Source organism: Methylobacterium sp. R2-1, assembly GCF_014191355.1.
Taxonomy (GTDB): domain Bacteria; phylum Pseudomonadota; class Alphaproteobacteria; order Rhizobiales; family Beijerinckiaceae; genus Methylobacterium.
This window is the reverse complement of sequence record NZ_JACHWM010000012.1, coordinates 150,604-167,712: the sequence shown is the minus strand read 5'-3', so window position 1 is coordinate 167,712 and position 17,109 is coordinate 150,604. Positions and strand designations below refer to the sequence as shown.

General features: G+C 68.3%; 20 protein-coding genes. 10 read left to right on the top strand and 10 right to left on the bottom strand.

Features of this window, described 5'->3' with window-relative positions:
* Positions 1-5: 5 nt before the first annotated feature.
* From dusA to FHU13_RS17675, 3 genes are all read right to left on the bottom strand, one after another.
* Positions 6-1,028 carry a tRNA dihydrouridine(20/20a) synthase DusA gene (gene dusA / locus FHU13_RS17685; RefSeq protein ID WP_183437172.1) on the bottom strand — a complete coding sequence of 341 codons (1,023 nt, stop codon included), beginning with the start codon at positions 1,026-1,028 and terminating at the stop codon, positions 6-8.
* 367 nt (positions 1,029-1,395) lie between these two features.
* Positions 1,396-1,548, bottom strand: coding sequence for a hypothetical protein (locus tag FHU13_RS17680; RefSeq protein ID WP_183437171.1), 153 nt, complete (start codon positions 1,546-1,548; stop codon positions 1,396-1,398).
* Between the two features lie 130 nt (positions 1,549-1,678).
* Entirely contained in the window at positions 1,679-2,317 is a 639-nt protein-coding gene (locus FHU13_RS17675; protein ID WP_183437170.1) for an urease accessory protein UreE, read from the bottom strand.
* 230 nt (positions 2,318-2,547) lie between these two features.
* Here FHU13_RS17675 and FHU13_RS17670 point away from each other — a divergent pair, with 230 nt between their 5' ends.
* From FHU13_RS17670 to FHU13_RS17650, 5 genes are all read left to right on the top strand, one after another.
* A complete protein-coding gene (locus FHU13_RS17670) occupies positions 2,548-2,817 on the top strand; it encodes a hypothetical protein (protein ID WP_012252649.1) in 270 nt (89 codons plus the stop codon).
* A 201-nt stretch (positions 2,818-3,018) separates the two neighbouring features.
* Positions 3,019-3,744 (top strand): TerB family tellurite resistance protein, encoded by a 726-nt coding sequence (locus FHU13_RS17665; RefSeq protein WP_183437169.1) that lies wholly within the window; start codon positions 3,019-3,021, stop codon positions 3,742-3,744.
* On the top strand, positions 3,741-4,493 hold the full coding sequence (locus tag FHU13_RS17660) for an N-acetylmuramoyl-L-alanine amidase (RefSeq protein ID WP_183437168.1): 753 nt from the start codon (positions 3,741-3,743) through the stop codon (positions 4,491-4,493). The genes FHU13_RS17665 and FHU13_RS17660 overlap by 4 nt, the downstream gene beginning before the upstream one ends.
* A 98-nt stretch (positions 4,494-4,591) precedes the next feature.
* Positions 4,592-6,169 carry a sodium:proton antiporter gene (locus FHU13_RS17655; RefSeq protein WP_183437167.1) on the top strand — a complete coding sequence of 526 codons (1,578 nt, stop codon included), beginning with the start codon at positions 4,592-4,594 and terminating at the stop codon, positions 6,167-6,169.
* 613 nt (positions 6,170-6,782) lie between these two features.
* Positions 6,783-6,938: a hypothetical protein gene (locus FHU13_RS17650; protein WP_183437166.1), complete on the top strand. Its 156-nt coding sequence runs from the start codon at positions 6,783-6,785 to the stop codon at positions 6,936-6,938.
* A 53-nt stretch (positions 6,939-6,991) separates the two neighbouring features.
* On the opposite strand, the gene gshB is transcribed toward FHU13_RS17650, so the two are convergent.
* Complete coding sequence (gene gshB / locus FHU13_RS17645) at positions 6,992-7,954, bottom strand: glutathione synthase (RefSeq protein ID WP_183437165.1); 963 nt, start codon at positions 7,952-7,954, stop codon at positions 6,992-6,994.
* Positions 7,955-8,064: 110 nt separating this feature from the next.
* The gene (locus tag FHU13_RS17640; protein ID WP_183437164.1) at positions 8,065-8,385 is read right to left on the bottom strand and encodes a hypothetical protein; all 321 of its coding nucleotides are present in this window, start codon (positions 8,383-8,385) and stop codon (positions 8,065-8,067) included.
* A gap of 458 nt (positions 8,386-8,843) precedes the next feature.
* Between FHU13_RS17640 and FHU13_RS17635 the strand changes: the two genes are divergently transcribed.
* From FHU13_RS17635 to FHU13_RS17620, 4 genes are read left to right on the top strand one after another with little or no spacing between them, the layout of a single operon-like run.
* A complete protein-coding gene (locus tag FHU13_RS17635) occupies positions 8,844-9,068 on the top strand; it encodes a hypothetical protein (RefSeq protein WP_183437239.1) in 225 nt (74 codons plus the stop codon).
* The gene (locus FHU13_RS17630) at positions 9,065-9,880 is read left to right on the top strand and encodes a hypothetical protein (RefSeq protein ID WP_183437163.1); all 816 of its coding nucleotides are present in this window, start codon (positions 9,065-9,067) and stop codon (positions 9,878-9,880) included. Before FHU13_RS17635 ends, FHU13_RS17630 begins: the two co-directional genes overlap by 4 nt.
* Positions 9,881-9,928: 48 nt before the next feature.
* Complete coding sequence (rnhA, locus tag FHU13_RS17625) at positions 9,929-10,606, top strand: ribonuclease HI (RefSeq protein ID WP_183437162.1); 678 nt, start codon at positions 9,929-9,931, stop codon at positions 10,604-10,606.
* Positions 10,607-10,629: 23 nt separating this feature from the next.
* Positions 10,630-11,205, top strand: coding sequence for a DNA-3-methyladenine glycosylase (locus FHU13_RS17620; RefSeq protein ID WP_183437161.1), 576 nt, complete (start codon positions 10,630-10,632; stop codon positions 11,203-11,205).
* 4 nt (positions 11,206-11,209) lie between these two features.
* On the opposite strand, the gene zapE is transcribed toward FHU13_RS17620, so the two are convergent.
* The 4 genes from zapE to FHU13_RS17600 all read right to left on the bottom strand — a co-directional run bounded on the left by zapE (position 11,210) and on the right by FHU13_RS17600 (position 15,404).
* Positions 11,210-12,436 carry a cell division protein ZapE gene (gene zapE, locus FHU13_RS17615; RefSeq protein ID WP_183437160.1) on the bottom strand — a complete coding sequence of 409 codons (1,227 nt, stop codon included), beginning with the start codon at positions 12,434-12,436 and terminating at the stop codon, positions 11,210-11,212.
* 168 nt (positions 12,437-12,604) lie between these two features.
* Positions 12,605-14,038 carry a TadE/TadG family type IV pilus assembly protein gene (locus tag FHU13_RS17610; RefSeq protein WP_183437159.1) on the bottom strand — a complete coding sequence of 478 codons (1,434 nt, stop codon included), beginning with the start codon at positions 14,036-14,038 and terminating at the stop codon, positions 12,605-12,607.
* Complete coding sequence (locus FHU13_RS17605) at positions 14,026-14,769, bottom strand: pilus assembly protein (RefSeq protein WP_312889606.1); 744 nt, start codon at positions 14,767-14,769, stop codon at positions 14,026-14,028. The genes FHU13_RS17610 and FHU13_RS17605 overlap by 13 nt, the downstream gene beginning before the upstream one ends.
* 83 nt (positions 14,770-14,852) lie before the next feature.
* Positions 14,853-15,404 carry a TadE/TadG family type IV pilus assembly protein gene (locus tag FHU13_RS17600; RefSeq protein ID WP_183437158.1) on the bottom strand — a complete coding sequence of 184 codons (552 nt, stop codon included), beginning with the start codon at positions 15,402-15,404 and terminating at the stop codon, positions 14,853-14,855.
* Between the two features lie 385 nt (positions 15,405-15,789).
* Here FHU13_RS17600 and FHU13_RS17595 point away from each other — a divergent pair, with 385 nt between their 5' ends.
* Positions 15,790-16,437 carry an N-acetyltransferase family protein gene (locus tag FHU13_RS17595; protein ID WP_409518513.1) on the top strand — a complete coding sequence of 216 codons (648 nt, stop codon included), beginning with the start codon at positions 15,790-15,792 and terminating at the stop codon, positions 16,435-16,437.
* A gap of 10 nt (positions 16,438-16,447) precedes the next feature.
* On the opposite strand, the gene FHU13_RS17590 is transcribed toward FHU13_RS17595, so the two are convergent.
* Positions 16,448-16,912: a YcgN family cysteine cluster protein gene (locus tag FHU13_RS17590; RefSeq protein WP_183437230.1), complete on the bottom strand. Its 465-nt coding sequence runs from the start codon at positions 16,910-16,912 to the stop codon at positions 16,448-16,450.
* Positions 16,913-17,109: the final 197 nt, after the last annotated feature.

Sequence of the window (17,109 nt, the reverse complement as noted above, 5' to 3'; positions counted from 1 at the left end):
CCGCTTCAGGCCGCTGCCGAGGCCGGCGGGCGCTCCCGCGAGACCTTGGCCGCCGCCTCGCGCAGGGTGTTGAGGCCCGCCTCCGCCCCCATGCCGGCGGTGGCCAGATGCCGGCGATAAGCCCGCGCGCCGGGGCGCCCGTTGAACAAGCCGAGCATGTGCCGTGTATAGGCATGCAGCCGCAGGCCACGCGCGAGTCCCTCCGCGATGATCGGCTCGAACGCCTCGACCGCGGCGAAGGCATCGGCCACGGGCGCCGGCTCGCCGAACAGCTCGGGATCGACGTCGAGCAGCAGCGCCGGCTCGGTATAGGCCGCCCGACCGATCATCACTCCGTCGACCTCGGCGAGCCTGGCCTCGGCGGCGGCGATGCCGGCAATCCCGCCATTGACCGCGATCGGCAGATCCGGATGCGCCTGCTTCAACCGGGCGACCCGGCCGTAATCGAGGGGGGGAACGTCGCGGTTCTCACGCGGTGAGAGGCCCTTCAGCCAAGCCTTGCGGGCGTGCACGATGAGCCCGTCGACGCCTGCTGCGATCACGGTGCCGGCCACCGCGTCGAGGGCTTCCTCGATATCCTGATCATCGACGCCCAGGCGGCACTTTACGGTGACGGGCACGGACACGGCCGCCTTCATGGCCGCCACGCACGCGCCGACGAGGGCCGGTTCGCGCATCAGGCAGGCGCCGAAGCGCCCCTCTTGCACCCGGTCGGATGGGCAGCCGACATTGAGGTTGATCTCGGCGTAACCGAAATCGGCGGCAATCCGCGCAGCCGCCGCCAGGTCGCCCGGATCTGAGCCGCCGAGCTGAACGGCGACCGGATGTTCTCCGGCATCGAAGCCGAGCAGCCGCTCCCGGTCCCCGTGCAGCACGGCACCGGTCGTCACCATCTCGGTATAGAGGCGGGCGCGGCGCGAGAGAGTCCGGTGGAACGCGCGGCACTGCCGGTCGGTCCAATCCATCATCGGCGCGACGCTGAAGCGCCATCCGCTGAGAGCGTTGAGTTTTTCAGCCGGCGTCGACACGTGCGCCCTGTCCGTTTCGAAGCGGGTTCACCTCGGGCTGTCCATGAGGACCGATGCGCGAGACGGTCTGATCGGGAATGGACACGCTCCGGCATGAGGCGCTGGCGACCAGCTTCCCGGAGGCCGTGCAGCTCGGCTCCGACTCGCCGACAATCCACAAGCCGGACGCCATCGTTCAGGACGATGTGCGTGATACGTGCCGATATCATGCCTCGCCCGGGCTCGAAAGAGGAGGGCCCCAAGAGGAAAGGCGTCGTGACAGCGCCGGGACGCACGCCCGGTCGCGGGCACTTCCGTTGCCCGAGGACCGCTTACGCGCGATGATCCCGATGCGATTCACCTCCGACCGAGAAGTGCGGCTGGCCGGCTACGGCGCCCCCGGGGACGGCCCCTCGTGAAGACGCTGGAAGGCCGCGGCGAAGGCCTCCGCACATTCCTTGGTCAGGCCGGTGACGACGAGACCCTGCGCCGTGACGGCCCACAGGCCGTCGTCGTTCTGGAAGACACTGATTGCCGGCACGGCCAGCCTCCGAGGGGATCATCAGAGCAACGATCCCGCAGGGCCGCGTGTTCCGCGTCCGGGGGCGGGGGAACCGCGCCTGCGCCGCCCCACAATTCATCCAATTCGGCCCTCACAGGAGCCTGGCCGCTCAGTGCTTGTGATGATGCTCATGGCCCTGCCCATGGCCATGCTCGTGCTCGTGATCATGGTCGTGACCGCAGCTTCCATGGGCGTGGCTATGACCGTGGTCGTGGTTGTGCCCATGGTCGTGATCATGATGCACATGGGCCTCATGCTCATGCGCGGCACCATGCACTTGGGCTTCGTGGCCGTGGTGATGGTGGTCATGGCCGCACTGGCTGTGGTCGTGGGCGGCCTTCTCCGGCTTGAACGGGCGGTTCACCGGGCTGGCCGCGCAGCCCGCGCCGCGGACCAGTTCGGCGGCGCTGGCCGGCACGTAGAGAACCTCCGCGCCGACCTCGGCGGGAACGTGCTCGCCGCCGAGTTGCCAGGCGAGGCGCAGCAGGCGGGCCGGGTTGCCGGCACGGACTTCCAGCAGCGCTTCCTCGGCGGCGCGCACGCTCACGAGGCGCCCATCCTCGAGCTTCAACGCGTCGCCGTCCTCGAGGCCCGCGGCGCGATCCAGGACGAGATCGATCGATAGGCCGCCTGCCGTTGTCAGGTGCGCGTGCGCTCGTCCCCGGGCGGCGTGGTCGAGGGTCACCGTATCGACGACGAGATCGGGCCGGACGGCGGCCTTGCGGACAATCAGGCTGGCTTTGGGCATAGGGATCCTCGGTCATGAGCCCGTCGGCAACAGGACGGACGCGGGCGATTTTGCAACAGGTGTGCCCTCAGATGGCAGGCGCAGGGCGAAAAGTCATGCGCCGATGCAACCTGCCCCAATCTTGGCCGTTTCATGTGCCGTCGATGGCAGCCGGTGACAAACCAAGGCCAAACGGTGCCCCGCGCCGGCAAAAGGCCCGATCGCCGATGCACAAGGGAGTTCGGACCACCATGAAGAGACTCATTGCCGCCGCCCTCGCGGGTAGCCTCGCGCTCTCGCTCGGTGCCTGCAACACGCCTCAGGATCGGGCTCTGGGCGGTGCCGCCCTCGGTGCGGGTCTTGGCGCTGCGGTCGGCGGCCTCGCCACGGGCCGTGCGGGCGGCGCGCTCGCCGGTGCCGCGATCGGTGGCGCGGGCGGGGCCATCGCTGGTGCCGCCACGGCGCCGCGCTGCCCCTACGGCACCTTCCGCGACGAGTACGGCAACGTCTACTGCCGCTGATCGCAACGCGATTGGCGCCGGGAGGGCCGGGGCGGGAGCCCCGGCCCTTTCCTTTTGCGATCGGTTAAAGCACGGGCCTTGCGCTGCGGTACGGTTTGCGGCGTTAAGCCGTGACGAACGCTCCCACCGAATGACCTCGGAACCGTCCTTGTCCGTCCTGGATACCTTGAGCTTCCGCTTTCTCCCCGCGGGCCTCGCCCGATGAGCACCGGCCTGTGGGGCAAGATCGGCGGGGCCGGCATTGGCGTGCTGGTCGGCGGACCGATCGGGGCGCTGGTGGGGAGCGTCGCCGGCCACTTCCTCGTCGATCGCGAGGGTGCTCCTTTCGGGCCGACGCCGCGGGACGTGGTGTTCACGACGGGGCTCGTAGCGCTCGCGGCGAAGATGGCGAAATCCGACGGCGTGGTGACCGACGCTGAGGTCCAAGCGTTCGAGCGGGTCATTCAGGTCGAGCCGGAGGCGCGCACGGGCGTCCAGCGCCTGTTCGACCTCGCCAAGGCGACGACCGACGGCTTCGAGGCCTATGCCGGCCAACTCGCCTCGGCTTTCGGCGAGGAGCCGGCCCTGCTCGAGGACGTGCTCGACGGCCTGTTCCACATCGCCACCGCCGACGGGGCGATCCATGAGGGCGAGGAGCGCTACCTGCGCAGCGTCGCCGGCATCTTCGGCCTCGACGAAGCCGCCTTCCGCCGCATCGCCGCCCGTCACGTACGGCTTGCCGACGACCCTTACCTCGTGCTCGGCCTCGATCGATCGGCCGACTCTGCCTCTCTCAAGGCGCAATATCGGCGGCTCGTGGCCGAGAATCACCCCGACCGGGCGCTGGCCCGCGGCCTGCCACCGGAGGCGGTGGCGATCGCGACGCACCGGCTCGCCGCCATCAACGCCGCCTGGGACCGGATCGCGGCCGAGCGGGGGCTGACATGAGCTTCTCCGCCGACAGCCCGTTTGCGCAGGCCGTCATGGTCTCGCCCAATCGCGGCGCGCGCGTCGGCGGCGATCTCGACACGCTGATCCTGCACTATACCGGCATGCCGACGGCGCAGGGCGCGCTGGAGCGCCTGTGCGACCCGGCGGCCGAAGTCTCGGCCCATTACTTCGTGTTCGAGGACGGGCGCATCGTGCAGATGGTGCCGGAGGCCGATCGGGCCTGGCACGCGGGCGCGGCAACTTGGGCCGGATCGCGCGACATCAATTCCCGCTCCATCGGCATCGAGATCGCCCATCCCGGTCATGCCGGTGGGCTTCCGCCCTATCCGGAGGCGCAGATCGCGGCGGTGACCCGGCTCGCCCGAGACATTGTCTTCCGGCGCGCGATCCCCTCTCCCCGCGTCCTCGCCCATTCCGATGTGGCGCCTGCCCGCAAGGAGGATCCGGGCGAAGGCTTTCCTTGGGAGCGGCTGGCGCGGGCCGGCGTCGGGCACTGGGTGCCGCCGGCGCCCATGCGGGACGGACGCTTCTTCGCCATGGGCGATACCGGCCAGCCCGTCGAGGCGCTGCAAGCGATGCTCGCCCTCTACGGCTACGAGCAGCCGGTCACCGGGCAGTTCGACGAGGCGATGCGCGCGGTCGTCACCGCCTTCCAGCGTCATTTCCGGCCGGCCCGCATAGACGGTGTCGCCGATGCCTCCACCATCACCACCCTGCGTGACCTGATCGCCGCGCAGCCGGCCTGACCTCGGCCCGCCAGGAAAATTCGGAAAGATTCCCGACTGCCCGGCGTTTTGTCGCCACCGTCATCGGCACGGTTGGGCGTCGGACCCCGTTTTACCTCATGTTCGTGTTCTACTGGATCGTCGGCGTCTTGGTCGGCGCGGTTCTGCTCGCTGGCTTGGCGCGGCGTCTGCGCGCGCCCTATCCCGCCTTTCTGGCGCTGGGCGGCGTCGGCCTCGCTTTCATCCCTGGTGTGCCGAGTCTCAGTCTCGACCCCGAACTGGCGCTCGCCCTGTTCCTCGCGCCCGTGCTGATGGATGCGGGCTACAGCACCTCGCTGCGCGATCTCAAGCGCAATGCCCGCCCCATAGCCGGGCTCGCCGTCGGGGCGGTGGCGGCGACGACGGCGGCGGTCGCGGCGGTGGCACTGTGGCTGGTGCCGGACATGCCGCTCGCCGCTGCCATCGTTCTCGGCGCGGTGGTGGCCCCGCCCGATGCGGTGGCCGCCCTCTCGGTGCTCAGCCACGTCTCGCTGCCGCACCGCCTCGCCACGATCCTGCGGGGCGAGAGCCTCCTGAACGACGCCGCCTCTCTGCTGATCTACCGGCTCGGCGTGGCCGCGGCGATGACCGGCTCCTTCTCCGTCTCCGAGGTGGCGCCGGCCTTCGTGATCGGCGTCGTCGGCAGCCTCGTGGCGGGACCGCTCGCCGCGCTCGTCTACTTGCGGATCCTGCGCCGCGTCGAGGAGCCGATGAGCGTGATCGTGCTGCAGTTCTCGGCCGCCTTCGGGCTTTGGATCGCTGCCGAGGGGTTGGAATTGTCCGGTGTGCTGACCGTGGTGAGCTTCGCGATCACCGTGGCCCGCCGCGCCCCAAGCCAGACCTCGCCGCGCCTGCGGGTGATTTCGAACGCGGTCTGGGACACGGCGATCTTCGTGCTCAACGTTCTCGCCTTCGTGCTGATCGGCGAGCAGATCGGGCCGATCCTGGCGCGGATTTCGCCCGAGCAGGAAGTCGCCTACGCCTCGGTCGCCGGTGCCGTGGTCGTCACCGTGATCCTCGTTCGCATTGCCTGGGTGCTGCCGGCGAGCGCCATCCGTCACGTCGGCTTCGGGAGCGGTCCCGAGCATCCGGATGAACCGCGCCAAGGCCGCGATCTCGGCCTCGGCGCGGGCTTTGCCGTCTCGTGGTCCGGCATGCGTGGCCTTGTCACCATCGCGACGGCGCTGGCGCTGCCCGAGGGCGGTTCCGGCGGCGGCGGATTCCCTTATCGGGATCTGATCGTGCTCACCGCCTTCTGCGTGGTGATCGGCACGCTCGTGGTCCAGGGCTTGAGCCTGCGCCCGATCCTGGCGCGGCTCGGCCTGGAGGATTCCGATCCGGTCGGGCGCGAGGTGGGCCGGGCTCGAGCCGACGCCTACGGGGCTGCGGTCGAGGCTTGGAGCGGCGACCGCTCGGAGGCGGCGGATGCCCTGCGCCGGGAGTTCCACGCCGCCCTGGCCGCAGCCGAGGCGCACGAGGAAGGACTTGCCCCCGAAGGGCTGCCGACCGACGAGCCCCGCCGCCGCGCGATCCACGCCGCCCGCGACCGGCTCCAGACGCTGCGTCGGAACGGCCGGATCGGCGACGACGCTTACTTCGTGCTGGAGGAGGAACTCGATTGGGCGGAGCTCTATGCAACCCCGCGCGGCGAGGCGTGACCGGTGTCCTACGCGTGCGCAAGATGTGGGATTTTATTTCTTGAAGGCACCAATCCACGGACAGAATAAGGGTGCAGACTGAATTTTATCTGTGCTGACATCGCCATATGAGCCGCGATTTTAGCGGTGACATCTCATGCAACTATAATGATATGTTCCTCGGAAAGATCGATAATTCAGGTTAATGCAATTTTCCTAAGTCGCGCATATTGAATGTCTCGTTCGTGAGACTGACTTACCGCGCGGCGTGTGGGCCATGAAAAATGAAGCTTTGCAAAGAACTGTGCATGACTGATGGATTCAACCGTAAATCTCGAACGAATTTTCTGAGAACGCGTTAAGGGTCGCAAGCCCGGAACGGTGAAGACAGGAAACAGCTGTCGAAAGCTCACCGGGAAGTCCTTCGCTCACGTGTCACGTCGTGGCGTATGCCCTGCGGCGCGTTCGCGAATCCTCACGTCGTCCCGCTATCCGCTTGCGCGGAGGGGGCGGGACCAGATCCAATGCCGGCATCAATGTTCGAACCGTCGATCCGACGCCTGCATTCGCAGAAGCAGCCCGATGCGATGTTTTTCTGCGCGCCCGCCCGCCCTCTCCGGCAGCGGCCGTGCTGATGGTTGCGAGCGCATTCTGCCTTGTCACGGGTGTTGGGCTGGCGGCTCAGGCGCACCGCTTCGGCGCGCGCTCAGCGGCCGCCGAATCCTTGGCCGGCGCCCTGCTGATCCTCGGTCTCGCCTTGATCGGCTTCGGGCTGCCGGTGTTTCGATAGAGGAGCGTCGAGACGGCGCAGCGCGTCGGAGACGGTGCGGCCTCGGGCGACCATCAAGGTGCGCCTTCGCCGCGGGCCGCGAGCCGCGCCTCGATCGCGTCCCAGACCGACACGGCGAGATCGGGGCCGCCGAGCCGCTTGATGGTGCGGATGCCGGTGGGGGAGGTGACGTTGATCTCGGTGAGATGTCCGTCGATCACGTCGATGCCGACGAGGATCAGGCCGCGTCGCCGCAACTCGGGTCCGATGGTCGCGCAGATCTCGCGCTCCCGCTCGCTCAGTTCGGAGGCACCGGCCGCACCGCCGCGGACCATGTTGGAGCGGATGTCTCCCTTGGCCGGTACGCGGTTGATGGCGCCCATCGGCTCGCCATCCACCAGGATGATGCGCTTGTCGCCCTCGGTGATCTTTTCCAGGAAGCGCTGCACCACCCACTGCTCGCGGAAGGTGGCGGAGAACAGGTCGAACATCGAACCGAAGTTCGGATCCTCCTCCGTGACCCGGAATACCGCCGCGCCGCCATGCCCGTGCAGCGGTTTCATCGCGACGGTGCCGTGCTCCTTGCGGAACGCCTCGATCTCGGCGCGGTCGCGGGAGATCAGGGTCGGCGGCATCAGTTCGGGGAAGTCGAGGACGAACAGCTTTTCCGGCGCGTTCCGGACCTCGAGCGGATCGTTGACTACCAGGGTTCGCGAGGCGACCTTTTCCAGCATGTGGGTGGCCGTGACGTAGGCCATGTCGAAGGGCGGATCCTGCCGCATCAGCACCACGTCGACCTCAGCGAGGTCGATGCGCTCGGGGCTCCCGAGGCTCGCATGTGCGCCCTCGACATCCTGCACCGTGGTTGGCTGGGCGTAGGCCGTCACCAGCCGGCCCTGCATTGAGAGGCGATCAGGCGTGTAGGTGTAGAGGCTGTGGCCCCGCGCCTGCGCCTCCAGCATCAGGGCGAAGGTGGTGTCGCCCGCGATGCGGATCGACTGGATCGGGTCCATCTGGACCGCGACGGTCAATGCCATGCTCGTCCCCGGATTGCTGCGCGCTTTCCGCCGAAACAGCGGGCGAACAAGCGGGCTCCTGACGAGCCCGCTTCGTTCCGATCGATGATCCTCTGACGACGATACGGGCCCTAGCGCTGGCCGCGGGACTGTGAGGCCCCGCCGGTGCGCCGGTCGTAGTCGCTGATCGCGGACTTGCACTCCGGCGAGAGGCGGGAACGGTTGCGGGTCATGCAGGCATCGGCATCCTGGCTGTTCGGGTCGACACCCGCGCAGAGCCGGAAATAATCGTTTGCGCAGCCGAGCTGCAACCCCTGGTCCTCGCGCTGAGCCTGAGCCGGGCTCGCCGCCATCAGGGCCAACACTGCGAGAGGCGCAAGTCTCAGAGCCGCTCTCAGAGCCGCGGACGCGCTGCGCACCGGGCCGTCAAATCGTGAGAAGTCCGGACGCATCCTGCCTTGTCCTTCGCTCGATCCAAATTGGGTTGGCACCGCATATCGGGCATCCCCCCTCGTTAGCAAGCGCAGCATGCCGCCGCTTTCGTGCGCACCGACACGCGCGGCCTGGGTTCCGGCAGGGACGGGCGGTTCGGAAAGAAAAGGCCCCGCAGCGGGATCCGCGCGGGGCCGAAGTCAAGGGAGGAAACGCCCGCCATGGGCAGAACCGGCGTCGCAAGGACCGTGCCGGTAACGTCACAAATCCGGCGAAGTCCGCCCGCCGGCATCCGTGAGACCCGAATGCGGGGTGTGCTGAAACACTCCGTTAACCACGTCGTGCTGAGCTTTGCCCGAGATCGCCCGGCCGGGGCGGGCCCGTCCCGCTCACGAGGAGCGCCCGCCCGACTCCGCCGACCCGTTCCGGGAGGCGACGGGCGGGAGCCGGCCGCCACACACATCGACGGGACAGGCCCATGCCTCCTTTCAAGACGTCCTCACCCGTTCTGTCCGGGAAGCTGGCCCACCGGGAACGCGGCGCGACCGCCTCCGTGGTGCCCTTCATCCCGGCGACGAACCGCCGCTTCCGTCGTGAGGCGGACGATGCGCCCCGCGGCCAGATCCTGCTGTTCACGGGTGTGCGCTACGAGAGAATGCCGGACGCCGAGGCCCTTCCGGTTCCGCGCCGCCGCCGCTCGTGACGCGCACCGGCTCGCGTTCCCCCGGCCTCCTTCCCTTCGGCCTGCTGCTGGCGCCGCTGCTGAGCGCCTGCGCGCAGGAGGGTGATTTCGGCCGCCCGGCGCCTAGCGCCTGGAACCGGCTGATCGAGACCACGGGAACGCTGGCGGCCCGCGAGCGCGGTGCGCCAGTCTCGGTCTATCCGCTCACCGACGATGAGGTGATTCTGCGCGACCGCGCCTGGCGTTTCCTGATGCCTGCCGACAGCCGGGCCGCCTTCGAGGACGCGCTCGCCAACCTGACCCGTGCCCGCGTCCTGCCCCCGCGCTGGCGGCGCGCCGACATTCCCGCCTATCACGGCGATTTGATCTCCGAGTCGTTCCGCTCCCCATATTCTCGCTACCGCAAGTTGTCGGACGATGCCGTCGCCGATGGCCGGCTGATCCCGCCCTTCGCGGTGGTTGCCGGGCGGGTCTTCGAGGCGGACGCGGTGCGACTACGCGCTCTGCCGTTCTCGAAGAGCCTCGATGACTGGGACGTGCGGCAGGCCGCGATGCGGGTCGCGGAGAACCGCTGCCTCGTCGCCTGGACGCGCCTGGAAACATCCCTGCGCATCGTTCGCTACCGCTACGCGCTCGAGCACTTTCTGATCGAGATGCCCGGCCGCGAGGCGACCCCTGCGGAGCAGGCGGTCGCGTTCCTCGAAGAGCGGCGGGCGCTTCTCGACCCGCTGCTGCCGCCGGACGCCGCCGCTCGCTGCGGCCTCGTGGAACCGCCGCCACAGGCGGTTCTGGCCGCGCCGGTCGTGGCCAAGCCGGTCGTGGCCAAGTATTAGCGTCCCCTCGAATTCGGCAGGCTGATCAGTTCGGAGCGAAGGGGATTGATGCGAACCATCGTCTACGCGGATGGCGGCTGCGATCCCAATCCTGGTCCCGGCGGCTGGGGCGTGGTGATCCAGGACCCTGCCGGCACGGTCGAGCTGCACGGCGGCGAGCGCGCGACCACCAACAACCGCATGGAGCTGACCGCTGCGATCAGCGCTCTGGCGTATTTCCCGGAGGGTGCCGCGATCGAGATGCGCTGCGACAGCCAGTACGTGGTCAAATCCGTCACCGAATGGATGCGCGGGTGGAAGGCACGGGGCTGGCGCACTGCCACGGGTCCGGTGAAGAACATCGACCTGATGCAGCGTCTTGACGCCCTCGCCGCCGCCCGCGACGTGCGCTGGACCTGGGTGCGCGGCCATGCCGGTGAGGCCGGCAACGAGCGCGCCGACCGTCTCGCGGCTCTCGGCCGGCGGGAGGCCCTAGGCGGTAAGACCTCGGGCGCGACGGTTCTGCCGCCCGCCGATGCCGCGGCCTCCCAGGCGCCCGCGCAACCGGCCCAGCCGGAGACGACGCAGGTGGCGCTGAGCACAGACCTCGCCAAAGCGGTTTCGCGGGCCGCGGCCAGCGCCGGTATCAGCCCGCAAGCCTATCTGGAGGATGCCGTGCGGCTGGCGCTGGAACTCAAGCCGCCGGGCGTCGCCCGCGTCCGGGCCGAATTGCAGAGGGCGTCCTGATCCAGGCGGGGTCTCGAGGTGCGATGAACCCGGCCTTCTTCGATCGTCCCGCCGCGACCGTCGCCGCCGCGCTGATCGGTCACGGCCTGCTCGTGGACGGCATCGGCGGTATCATCGTCGAGACGGAGGCCTATGATCGGACCGATCCGGCGTCCCACAGCTTCGCCGGGCCGACGCGGCGAAACGCCAGCATGTTCGGACCGCCGGGCCACGCCTACGTCTATCGCTCATATGGCCTGCACTGGTGCCTCAACCTCGTCTGCGAGACCGGCAGTGCCGTGCTGCTGCGCGCGCTCCAACCGATCACGGGGCTGGAGACGATGCGCGCCCGCCGCGGGCTCGACGCGCCACGCCTTCTCTGCGCCGGGCCCGGCCGCCTCGCTCAGGCGCTCGGCATCGATCTCTCGCACGATGGCCTGCGCCTCGACCGGGCGCCCTTCGCTTGGCTGGCGCCGCAGGGACCGGTGACGGTTGCCGCCACGACCCGCATCGGCATCAGCCGCGGGGTCGATGCGCCCTGGCGCTTCCTGGTGCCCGGCTCACCCTATCTCAGCCGGCCGTTGCCCCGGACGAAGCCCGGCGCCGCTCCGGCAGGGTAGGAGATCAGGTCTCGGCCAGGCCGGTGCTCGATTGTGAGGGCGCCCGACCGTGCGGCGTTCCGAGGTATTCCACCGAGCGCATCTCGATGAGGCGGGAAGCGGTGCGCTCGAACTCGAAGGCTTCGCGGCCTTGCGCCGCGGTGTAGAGCCCGGTCGGCTCGGCCTCGGCCGAGGCGACGAACTTCACATGCGCGTCGTAGAGCGTGTCGATGAGGGTGATGAAGCGTTTGGCCTCGTTGCGCTCCGCCTCGCCCATCACCGGGATGTTGGAAACGATCAGGGTGTGGAAGCTATCGGCGAGCGCCATGTAGTCGGAGGCCCCGAGCGGCGTCCGGCACAGGTCGTCGAAATGAAAGCGGGCGACGCCGCCGGCCTCCTCCGGTACCGGCACCGCGCGCCCCTTCACCTTGACCGTGCTCGGCCGGCCCTTCGTGCGGCCCGTGAGCGCCCTGAAGGCGGCATCCAGAGCGGCATCGGCCGCCGCGTCGGCCGGAACATGGTAGACCGAGCTGCCGCCGAGCTTCTCCAGCCGGAAATCGGTGCGGGAGTCGAGGCGCAGCACCTCCACCCGTTCCTTCAGCTCCGCCACGAAGGGCAGAAACAGAGCCCGGTTGAGACCACCCTCGTAGAGCCGGTCGGGTTCGACGTTGGAGGTCGCCACCACGGTCACGCCGCGCTTGAACAAGGCTCCGAACAGGCGGCCCAGAATCATCGCGTCGGCGATGTCGGTCACCGTGAACTCGTCGAAGCAGAGCAGTGTCGCCTCCGCCGCGAGCGCGTCGGCCACCGGTGGGATCGGGTCGTCGCCCTTCACCTCGCCCCGCTTGAGCGCCTGCCGGTGGGCGTGAATGCGCTCGTGCGCGTCGGCGAGGAAACCGTGGAAGTGAACCCGGCGCTTCGGACCCGGCGCAACCTCGTGGAAGAGGTCCATCAGCATGGTCTTGCCGCGACCGACCGAGCCCCAGATGTAGAGCCCCGTGGGTGGCCCGGCGTCGTCGTCCTTGCGCCCGAACAGCCAACCCAGCGCGCTGCCCTTCTTCGCCCGGCGGCGGCGCTCCAGGTTCTGCACCAGTCGGTCGAGGGCTTGGACGAGGCGGAGCTGCGACGGGTCGCGTTCGATCGCGCCCGAGGCCACCAGGGCGTCGTAGCGCTCGCGGACACGGCCGGGAGAGACAGGCCCGGTGCGGGCATGGTCGGAGGGGGCGTGGGAAGGGGCGTGACTCTCGGGCATCTCGGCCGATCGTTCGCGTGAGGGGGCGGCTCCTCCGGCGAGCGCATTTGCGGAGGAGACGAGACGGATGGCGCGCCATCGGTCTGCCGCGCCGCGGCCGCACGATCAAGCCGGCGCGGCCTGTCCCCCGAACATCCGTGCCGCTTCGACATGCGGGCTTTCGCCGCTTCACTCGGTGATGCGGGCGACCTTCAGCGCTTGGTCGAACATTGCTCCGAGCGAGGCGGTGATGTCGGCTTGTGTGTTGGCCGTGAAGAAGAGGCCCGACGAGGCGCATTTGCGTAGTGGCTCGGCGAGCGTCGGGCTGAAACCGTTGACGCGACTGTTCTCCCAGATGATGTAACTGTCCTTGCTGTAGTCTTTGACAGGTCTGTACGGGATGTAGAGGACCGAGATAGTCGCGCCCGCGTCCTTCAGCTCCGTGCATTTGGCCGGATCGATCTGGGCGGGCTGTGATCCGTCCCAGTCGGCGTAGCGGTAGCCCGCGAACTTCGAAGGATTGCCTGAGAACGTCTTCTTATCCTGGTACGCCGTGTAGGACTGGCTGTTTTGCATGCCATCGGTGATGAGGAACACGAACGGCTTCGAGTTCGACGAGCTGGAGCCGTTGCCATAGGGTTGGATCGTCGATTTCATCTGCGGCAGCGCCTTCTCGAAATGCGTGCCGCCGCTGCCGGTGCCTGTGGTCGGATCGTTGTTGGTGTAGAGTTGCGTCGATCCGGTATCGAGCAGGTTGGTGAAGGCCAGCGGCCAGGTCTTGTCGCACTGGGCCGCCGTTCTCAGCGAGGCGAGAGAGCTGGTGGTATCGCTCAGGGGAGCGAGGGTGGCGAGCCGGTTGATGAACGGATAGATGCCGATCCGATACTGGTTCGGTACGATCGGCGTCGAGGCCCGGTTCAGAAGTGCGCAGACGGCGTTGTTCACCGCGTCGGACCGCAGCTGGATCTTTCCCGCTGCCAAGTTCCAGCCTTTCCGGTTGGGGAAGTGGCACGCGAACTGGCAGTTTCCCTGATCTTCGACGCTCTTGCTGGCCAGCAGCGCCGCGTCGGCATCGGTCGTCGGCAAGCCCATGGAGCCCGACACGTCGACCATGAGGTAGAAGTCGAGGTAACCGGCCAGATCGGCCGAGGCGGTCACCGTGTTGGTCACGATCGAGGTCGAGAGCCCGAAGATCTTGCCGAAGGTGTTCTGAACAGTTGCCGTGTAAGTCACCTTCGCCGTGAGCGTCTGCCCGGTCCGCGTCACGTCCAGCGAGGTCAGCGAGACTGTCGCGAAGGGGACCTTGCCGGCATTGATGTTGAAGGCTTTCGTGCCTTGGTTCCGCCCCGCGGTGAGGCCGGCCGTCGTCACGTCGCTCTGCTTGGCGTTGGCGGCGATGTACTCCTTGGCCGTGACCACGCCCGCAAGCGCGGCGGCGTCCGCCGCGTTGTCGAGCCGCGTCTTGCTGCTGATTGCCATGCCGTAATCGACGCCGAGGCCGACGAGGCCGATCGTCGGGAGCAGCGCGAGGGCGAACATGACGTTGATGCTGCCGCCGCGGTCGGAGGCCAGGTCCATCACGCGGCCCTTAAGCCGGCCCGCGCGGGTCATTAGCCGGTGCATTTGGTTGCGATCCCGTCGTTGTTGGTCGTGTCGTATCCCACTAGCGAGGCGTAGCGCGGCTGCACGTAGGCCGATCGCGCGATCCGAATGGGGGGAACGAACCCCGAGCCGAAGGTCGGCTCGAAGTCGAACACCACATCGATCGCCACCAGCGATCCGGGGCCGAACGAGGATCGCGGCAGGGTCGTCCGGTTGGGGGACGCGTCGTCGGCGGCCGGCAGTTGCGCCGTGCCGCAGGGCCGGTAGTTGTCCCCGCCCGGCTGAGCGGTGCCGGTGCTGGTCCAGACCACCTTTGCCTCGTAGCAGGCGCTCAGGTCGCCGCTGTTGTCGGTGCTGTTCTTGCACGCGTCGTTCTTCGCCGTGAACTGGATAGCGGCGTAGTTGATCGAGACGGTTTGCCACCACTCCATGCCGCGGCGCTTGGCGTCCTTCATCACGTAGGGAAACAGGACGAGCGTCGCGTCGTAGCTGAAGTGCAGGTCGGTGGCGTTGACCTGCGCGACGGTCGTGTTCTTCGGCGGAACCGCCTGCGAGATCATCTGGCTGATCGAGTGCGCGACGAGCTCGACCTTGCGCGTCGCGTTGACGAAGGCGACCACCTGCGCCCCGGCGAACAGGATCAGCAGCAGAGTCGGCAGGATCAGCGCGAACTCGATGGCGGCCATGGCGTCGTCGGCCGCGCGGAAGCGCCGGACCCGCGTGCCGAGACCGGTGAAGGCTGCCCTGAGCACGATCGCGCCTCGGGCGCCGCGGCACCCCGGAACGGGTCCGGCCGACGTCGCGGGTGCGGGCATATGGGAAGGAGCGGCCGCCATCAGTACTGCTCGTTGCGAAAAGCCGCGGACGAGATCGCGAGGAAGGCAGGCTTGCCGTTGAAGGTTGCCCCGCCGCTCAGCCAGGATGAAATCTGCGGAGGCAGGAAGGTGATCGGATAGATGACTTGCAGATACTGGTAATCGCCTCGACCACCCAGACTGAATTGTCCTGTCCCGGTCGCGAGGTTGGGCACGGCCAAGCCGTTCATGTCCTTGTTGACGAAAGCGTAGTATCCGCTCGGCTGGCCCGCTTTCGGCACGACGTAAAGGTTGACGACGACATCGTTGCAGGAGAAGGCGGCGGGGAGGTATCCGCAGACGCTTTGCTTGAAACTTGCCAGTGTCGCGGCCGTGGACTGCGTCTGAAGGCCGCCGATCAGGATCTGGCGCGACGCGCGCACAGTCGCGTTGTCGAGCGCTTGGTTCATATAGGCGACTAGTGCCGCTCCCAACACGAAGAGAAGTGTCAGAATGAAAGCTGTCCCGACGAGGGCGAATTCGACAGCTGTCGATCCCTCTTCGTTGCTGATGTAATACCGGAGCCGCCGCATGGAGGCAGTCTAGCGCTAGGGATTTAAGTAACTGATAACACGATACCCGAAATCTCGGTGTTTGCTTGGGCAGGGAGCGCCGTGCCCGGTATCGGGCAATCTCTGAATCGCCTGGAAATGCCGGCCGGGAGGCGTCCCCGCGCTCCACGGGCGGGAGCTGCACGTGCCCGACCGTGCTTCGAGCCGCCTCGACCCTCGTGCGGGTCGTTGGGGTTCGGACAGACCAGCCATGCAGGCGCGGACGGCGATCGAGCACTTTGCTGCATTGCGGTATGGAGGCTCTTGCCCCAGATCTTCCCTGACCGCGCCAGGAGAGGGAGGCAGCGCGGCCGACCGCCGATCCGGCTCGCCACGCGAGTCTTTCGCACGAGTTTTTCGCGTCCCGATGTCTTCTCCCCACCGCGTCCCGGTCTTCCCCGTCGATCATCTCTCGCGCCGTCCTGTCATGCGACGCGGCGGGACGAGCCTGCGCCGTCTCTGGCCGAGCGACGGACCGGCGGTGCGCGCCTTCTTCCTGCGCCTCGATCCCGAGACGCGTGCGAGCCGCTTCATGGCCGCGGTCGGGGACCGGGCGGCCGCATCCTACGCGGAGCGGGCGACGGTCATGTCGGGCGTGGTCGTCGGAATCTTCGTCGGCGGCACCCTGCGGGCCCTCGGCGAACTGCGCCCGTTCGGCAACGGGCCGTCCGGCCTGCGGCGGGCGGAGGTCGCGCTCACGGTCGAGCAGGGCTTTCGGCGGGCGGGGCTCGGTTCGATGCTCCTGCAGCGTCTGGCTGAGGCGGCCCGCAACCGCGGCATCGCCGAGCTACGCCTGAGCTGCCTGTCCCACAACGTCGCGATGCGACGGCTGATCATGGCGTTCGGTGCGGAGATGCGCCTCGACGACGGCGAGAGCGAGGGGGCGATCCGGCTCGCCCAGGCGACGCCGCTCTCGCTGTGGCGGGAGGGGATCGAGACGGCCCTCGATTTCAATCTCGCCGTGGCGACCCTGCCTCTATCTCGGCCCCCGCCGCCATTGCCGCGGGCGGCCTGAGCCTCGCGTTTCAAGCCGCCTCGTCCGGCCACGCGACGATGCGCTCGATCAGCTCATCCTCGGCAAACTCCTCCTCGTTGCCGGCGACACGTCCGCGCACTGAGATACCCGCGTCGTGGACACTCGCCCGCCGGCCGGTCTTCAGCGGATGCCACACCGGCAGGTCGCGGCCCTCGCGCACGAGACGGTAGGCGCAGGTCGGCGGCAGCCAGGGGATCGTGCGCACCGCCTCCGGGGTCAGGCGGACGCAGTCCGGCACGCGCTTGGCGCGATTGCGATAATCACGGCAGCGGCAGGTATGGGTGTCGAGCAGCGTGCAGCCGACATCGGTATGGTGGATTTCGCCGGTGTCGTCGTCCTCGAGCTTGAGCAGGCAGCAGCGGCCGCAGCCGTCGCACAGGCTCTCCCACTCCGCCGGGCTCATCGCCTCGAGGGTCTTCACGCGCCAGAACGGCCCGTCGCTGCGCTCGGCCATCTTTGGCGCCTCGCCTACCTTGATCGTATCGTTTCGGGACAAGGCGCTCCTCCTGCCGCATGGCGCCGCCGGGAGCAAGCATGGCCGGGGGATCCGCCATCCGACGGCCGGATTCGGCTGTCAGGATTGTCTTAACGTTAATGTACGGTTGACGGAGCGCCGAAGGGGCGCCGGCCCGCTCTTCGCGTTCCTTAACG

Excerpts from the sequence above, each read along its gene's own strand:
- FHU13_RS17675 (WP_183437170.1), bottom strand. The coding sequence starts at position 2,317 with ATGCCCAAAGCCAGCCTGATTGTCCGCAAGGCCGCCGTCCGGCCCGAT.
- FHU13_RS17670 (WP_012252649.1), top strand. The coding sequence starts at position 2,548 with ATGAAGAGACTCATTGCCGCCGCCCTCGCGGGTAGCCTCGCGCTCTCG.
- FHU13_RS17665 (WP_183437169.1), top strand. The coding sequence starts at position 3,019 with ATGAGCACCGGCCTGTGGGGCAAGATCGGCGGGGCCGGCATTGGCGTG.
- FHU13_RS17660 (WP_183437168.1), top strand. The coding sequence starts at position 3,741 with ATGAGCTTCTCCGCCGACAGCCCGTTTGCGCAGGCCGTCATGGTCTCG.
- FHU13_RS17655 (WP_183437167.1), top strand. The coding sequence starts at position 4,592 with ATGTTCGTGTTCTACTGGATCGTCGGCGTCTTGGTCGGCGCGGTTCTG.
- FHU13_RS17650 (WP_183437166.1), top strand. The coding sequence starts at position 6,783 with ATGGTTGCGAGCGCATTCTGCCTTGTCACGGGTGTTGGGCTGGCGGCT.
- gshB (WP_183437165.1), bottom strand. The coding sequence starts at position 7,954 with ATGGCATTGACCGTCGCGGTCCAGATGGACCCGATCCAGTCGATCCGC.
- FHU13_RS17640 (WP_183437164.1), bottom strand. The coding sequence starts at position 8,385 with ATGCGTCCGGACTTCTCACGATTTGACGGCCCGGTGCGCAGCGCGTCC.
- FHU13_RS17635 (WP_183437239.1), top strand. The coding sequence starts at position 8,844 with ATGCCTCCTTTCAAGACGTCCTCACCCGTTCTGTCCGGGAAGCTGGCC.
- rnhA (WP_183437162.1), top strand. The coding sequence starts at position 9,929 with ATGCGAACCATCGTCTACGCGGATGGCGGCTGCGATCCCAATCCTGGT.
- FHU13_RS17620 (WP_183437161.1), top strand. The coding sequence starts at position 10,630 with ATGAACCCGGCCTTCTTCGATCGTCCCGCCGCGACCGTCGCCGCCGCG.
- zapE (WP_183437160.1), bottom strand. The coding sequence starts at position 12,436 with ATGCCCGAGAGTCACGCCCCTTCCCACGCCCCCTCCGACCATGCCCGC.
- FHU13_RS17610 (WP_183437159.1), bottom strand. The coding sequence starts at position 14,038 with ATGCACCGGCTAATGACCCGCGCGGGCCGGCTTAAGGGCCGCGTGATG.
- FHU13_RS17600 (WP_183437158.1), bottom strand. The coding sequence starts at position 15,404 with ATGCGGCGGCTCCGGTATTACATCAGCAACGAAGAGGGATCGACAGCT.
- FHU13_RS17595 (WP_409518513.1), top strand. The coding sequence starts at position 15,790 with ATGTCTTCTCCCCACCGCGTCCCGGTCTTCCCCGTCGATCATCTCTCG.
- FHU13_RS17590 (WP_183437230.1), bottom strand. The coding sequence starts at position 16,912 with ATGGCCGAGCGCAGCGACGGGCCGTTCTGGCGCGTGAAGACCCTCGAG.